The sequence below is a fragment of the Streptococcus sp. GMD1S genome, from assembly GCF_000296875.1.
Lineage (GTDB): Bacteria > Bacillota > Bacilli > Lactobacillales > Streptococcaceae > Streptococcus.
In genome coordinates, this window is the sequence record NZ_AJQY01000081.1 from 1 (window position 1) to 3,055 (window position 3,055).

At 44.5% G+C, this 3,055-nt stretch carries 2 protein-coding genes and 1 pseudogene; all 3 read right to left on the reverse strand.

All coding sequences use genetic code 11. From position 1 onward, the window contains the following. Positions 1-130: 130 nt before the first annotated feature. Positions 131-574 (reverse strand): D-aminoacyl-tRNA deacylase, encoded by a 444-nt coding sequence (gene dtd / locus GMD1S_RS06990; protein ID WP_000691410.1) that lies wholly within the window; start codon positions 572-574, stop codon positions 131-133. A 29-nt stretch (positions 575-603) separates the two neighbouring features. Next, complete coding sequence (locus GMD1S_RS06995; RefSeq protein ID WP_001123779.1) at positions 604-2,820, reverse strand: RelA/SpoT family protein; 2,217 nt, start codon at positions 2,818-2,820, stop codon at positions 604-606. A gap of 139 nt (positions 2,821-2,959) precedes the next feature. Then, a pseudogene (locus GMD1S_RS12285) lies at positions 2,960-3,055 on the reverse strand (sugar ABC superfamily ATP binding cassette transporter, ABC protein); the annotation flags it as partial.

Sequence of the window (3,055 nt, forward strand, 5' to 3'; positions counted from 1 at the left end):
TCCTGTCATTCTACTTTATATTATATGACGGCTAGCCACCTAAGAGAAAACTATCCCGACTTTTACAACAAACACATCGCCTTCTGGGAGTGTCTATAAACAAAAACCAAGCCAACTGGGCTTGGTTTTCTTATCTATTTTTAGTATCAAGAATGATGGTAACTGGCCCATCATTTACCAGCTCCACCTGCATATCCGCTCCAAAGATGCCTGTCTGAACAGGTACTTCCTGAGCTAGCTTTTGATTGAAAAACTCATAGAAGGCAGTTGCTATATCCGGCTTGGCTGCACCTGTAAAGGCGGGACGATTGCCTTTCTTGGTATCCGCAAAGAGGGTAAACTGGGAAATAGAAAGGATTTCCCCTTCAATATCCTTGACAGATAGGTTCATTTTCCCTTCCGCATCAGAAAAAATCCGCATGTTGACGAGCTTTCTCACAGCATAGTCCAAATCTTCCTCTTGGGCCTCTGGACCAACACCGACCAGCAATAAGAGTCCCTGATTGATCTTTCCATGAACCTGACCTTCGATACTGACTTGAGCTTTTTTAACCCGTTGGATAATGATTTTCATAATAGCCTTTCTAGTAAGAGCTAGGACAATTAGCCATTAGTCCGTTTGACGGAGTAAACCTCTGGCACACTCTTAATCTTATCCACGACTGTGGTCAGTGTAGAGAGGTTGGAAATACCAAAGGAGACATGGATATTAGCAAATTTCATATCCTTAGTTGGCTGAGCATTAACGGTTGAGATATTCTTGGTCGTGTTTGAGAGAACTTGTAAAACATCATTTAAGAGCCCTGTACGGTTGAGACCATAGATATCGATGTGGGCAGTGTATTCCTTGCTTGAGAATTGATCTTCCCACTCCACATCAAGGAGACGTTGCTCGTAGTTTTCTTGGGCACGGAGATTCATACAGTCCACACGGTGAATAGCTACACCGCGTCCCTTAGTAATGTAGCCGACAATGTCGTCACCCGGCACTGGATTGCAACACTTGGCAATCCGAACTAGGAGACCTGAAGCACCTTCAATGACCACGCCACCCTCATGCTTAACCTTGAGGGTTTCTTTGTTCTCAACCTTAACTTCGCCACCTTTGACAAGCTCTTCTGCTTCTGCCTTGGCCTTAGCGCGTTCTTCCTCACGACGTTCCTTTTCGGTCAATCGGTTAAAGACGGTAATAGCGCCAATTTCTCCAAAACCAATGGCTGCATAGAGAGCTTCCTCTGTCTTGTAGCTGGTCTTTTGAAGGACCTCGTCCATATGACGCTTGTCCATGAATTTATTGGCTACATAGCCGTTTTCTTGGAACTGGGCCATCAACATCTCACGGCCCTTGTTAACGGATAATTCCTTGTCTTGATTTTTAAAGAACTGACGAATCTTGTTGCGCGCCTTGCTGGTCTTGACCATGTTGAGCCAGTCACGACTTGGACCAAAGGAGTTGGGATTGGTGATAATTTCAACCTGATCCCCTGTCTTGAGCTTGGTTGTCAGTGGAACCATACGGCCATTGACCTTGGCACCAGTCGCTTTTTCACCGACTTTGGTATGGATTTCATAGGCAAAGTCAATCGGTCCTGAATCTTTTGGCAGGGAGCGAACCGCACCATCAGGAGTAAAGACGTAAATCTCCTCCGCCAGATAGTTTTCTTTAACAGAGTCCACAAATTCCTTGGCATCATCAGCCTGGTCTTGGAGCTCCATCATCTCCTTGATCCAGTTCATCCCAATAGCAGATTCCTTGCTGTTGACCTGCCCTTTAATGCCTTTCTTATAAGCCCAGTGAGCTGCTACCCCGTACTCAGCCACTTCGTGCATTTCCTTAGTCCGAATCTGGAATTCAATCGGCCCTTTTGGCCCATAAACAGTTGTATGGATAGACTGGTAACCATTGGCCTTACGATTGGCGATATAGTCTTTGAAGCGGCCTGGCATAGGTTTCCAAAGTTCATGCACATAACCCAGCATAGCATAGACATCACTCTGGGTATCTAAGATACAGCGAATGGCAATCAGGTCATAAATTTCCTCAAAGCGTTTCTTCTTATCCTGCATCTTGCGGTAGATCGAATAGATATGCTTAGGACGACCATAGATTTTCCCTTTGAGATTGCGTTCGGTAGCATAGTCCTCCAACTTGGTTACGACTTCGTCGACCAGAGCCTCACGTTCTCTGCGCTTTTCCTTCATCATGTGGGTGATCTTGTAAAACTCAGTTGGATTGAGATAACGGAAAGATAGGTCTTCCAACTCCCACTTGACACTGGAAATCCCTAGACGATGAGCAAGTGGTGCGTAAATTTCCATGGTTTCTCTGGAAATCCGTTCTTGCTTGTCCTTTCGCAGGTGTTTAAGAGTCCGCATATTGTGCAAACGGTCCGATAATTTAACCAAGATAACGCGGATATCCTCTGACATGGCCATAAGCATCTTGCGGTGATTTTCAGCCAATTGTTCCTCGAGTGATTTGTACTCAACCTTACCAAGCTTGGTCACCCCATCAACGATAATCCGAACATCATGACCGAACTCTCTCTCCAGATCATCCAGTGTCGCATCTGTGTCTTCAACCACGTCATGCAAAAAACCACAGGCAACGGTTACGGCATCCAGCTTGAGCTTAGCCAAAATGCCTGCTACCTGAATGGGATGGATAATATAGGGCTCTCCTGATTTCCGAAACTGCCCACTATGACAATCAACTGCGTAAATCAATGCTTTTTGTACAAAAGCAACGTCTTCCTTTGTTAAATATTCTCTCGTTAAAGCGACTACCTGATCGCCCGTCAAATTCACTTCTTTCGGCATCTATACTCTCCAATTCTTCCTACCATTTTATCACTTTTTTAAGGATATGAAAACTAGAAAAGCTCTGTTTTTATGCCAATACCAATCATTAAAAAAACACTGCCAGATTTCTCTAGTAGTGTTTTGACATTTCATTTGCTTAGTAGACTGTTTTTTCAGTTTCTACGTCGAAGAAGTGTGCTTTGTTCAAGTCAAATCCAAGTTCAACTGTTGCACCTGTTTGCAAGTAGTCACG